Origin of the sequence: Deinococcus sp. Leaf326 (assembly GCF_001424185.1) — a bacterium.
GTDB lineage: Bacteria > Deinococcota > Deinococci > Deinococcales > Deinococcaceae > Deinococcus.
Window position 1 is genome coordinate 1 of the sequence record NZ_LMOM01000041.1, and the last position, 1,721, is coordinate 1,721.

The 1,721-nt window shown below is 59.8% G+C and carries 1 protein-coding gene and 2 pseudogenes; 1 reads left to right on the plus strand and 2 read right to left on the minus strand.

The features are described 5' to 3' along the window. Window positions 1-101: 101 nt before the first annotated feature. Window positions 102-275: pseudogene (locus ASF71_RS25800) on the plus strand (integrase core domain-containing protein); the annotation flags it as partial. Between the two features lie 263 nt (window positions 276-538). Here ASF71_RS25800 and ASF71_RS24775 read toward each other — a convergent pair. Together ASF71_RS24775 and ASF71_RS25175 are read right to left on the minus strand one after the other, a co-directional pair. Next, window positions 539-1,219, minus strand: a 681-nt coding sequence (locus ASF71_RS24775) for an IS630 family transposase (protein ID WP_235514443.1), incomplete at its 5' end; no start/stop codon positions are given. Between the two features lie 162 nt (window positions 1,220-1,381). After that, window positions 1,382-1,721 (minus strand): annotated as a pseudogene (locus tag ASF71_RS25175) (IS5/IS1182 family transposase); the annotation flags it as partial.

Consider the following 1,721-nt stretch of genomic DNA (forward strand, 5'->3'; position numbering starts at 1 on the left):
CGTGGGAGGGACGGCGAGGAGGCGGTCTGTCAGAATGCGGGCGCGCTCCCAGAGAGGCTGTGACGTAGACACTCCCAGACTCTCGCGTCTGGGAGCGCTTTTTTCGTCCTATGCAGGTGCAACTTCTGAGTCTGAACCTCCACTGGTTCCAGACCCTGTCACAGGCCCGCCTGATCGTGGCTGCCTGGCACCAAGACTACACTGAGGTTCGCCCACACAGCTCTCTGGAAGACCGCTCACCGAATGAATACGCCCGCCTGTTTCAGGCGGGCTGAGGTACGCTGTCTTTGCAACCGGACTGGACCGACCGATACCGGCTGAAGGAGCTGAAGTGATGGACCTGNGACTACACTGAGGTTCGCCCACACAGCTCTCTGGAAGACCGCTCACCGAATGAATACGCCCGCCTGTTTCAGGCGGGCTGAGGTACGCTGTCTTTGCAACCGGACTGGACCGACCGAGGGGGGAACCTCAGCATTGTCCAAGACGACCACCAAGTGCCCGGTCACATGGCGCAACACATGCTCGAAAAACTGGATCACATCCCCACTCCGCATGGCGCCCTTTTTGTGTTCTGGAAGAACTGTCCCCCCGAGGTGATTGCCCCTATGGTGGAAAGCTTCTCCCAGTTCGCRGGCAASGTCACCARGGGCGTCACGCCCMTGRTGTTCCAGGTCTGCCGGCGTACGCCCTTCATCGCAAAGCCCACCTCATCGAGATAGACCAAGGTGGCGCCCTCAGCGACCTTTTTTTTCAACTCCGGGRCCACCTGTTCTTTCCAGYTGGCAATCCGGAATTCGTTGCGTTCTGCTGCYCGTCCATCCGGCATCTGCGGTGTAAACCCCAGCGCATGAAGCAGCTTGCGAACATGATCACGGTGATACCAGATGCCCAGATGGCGGCCGATCACGTCCCGCACGCGGGCCGTCGTCCAGCTKTCATCTGGKKAGCCGTGATGACGTGAACCCTCCYGCRGGAGGGTTCGGATCTSTTCGCGCTGTTCGTCCGTCAATCGGCTGGGACGTCCRGTCGCGACGGTGGCCTCGAGGGTGCGCTGCTGGTTCAGCCGCGTGACCCAAGTGCCRACCGTGTGGATGGAGACCCCAACGTGCTCTGCGATCGCCTGGCGGGAGAAGGTCCCTTGTTGCAGCCATTCTTTTGCAGCGAGGCGGCGTTCTTCCTGCTGGGCACGGGTGAGTTTTGAGGGCTTCCAACCAGANGCCTGGCGGGAGAAGGTCCCTTGTTGCAGCCATTCTTTTGCRGCGAGGCGGCGTTCTTCCTGCTGGGCACGGGTGAGTTTTGAGGGCTTCCAACCAGACATACCCACTCAGTATARCAATGATAATTTACGCCGAGATCAATAAAGTGCGTCTGAAAAAGGTCAGGGTGGGGACTTTGCCAGCCGACGCACCATCAAACAGATCATGACTTCGTACACGAGGTTCTCAGCGGTTTCGACCAAGGCCTCGTCGTCCCTCGCCATACGTCYGGATTTCCCCARCCAGGCGAACGTCCGCTCCACCACCCAACGGCGCTTCAGGACGACAAATCCTTTCGGCACCTCCACGAYACGTGGAGGTGCATCTTTTGGYGCCCAGGTGCCCTGCCAACCCGACCAAGGRTGTTTGACGATCTCCATGGTCCAGCCCAGATGCGTGTTGATCTCTCCAGCGAGTTTCCCGGTGTACCCCGCATCCGCCCACAGGTACYSCATCCGAGGA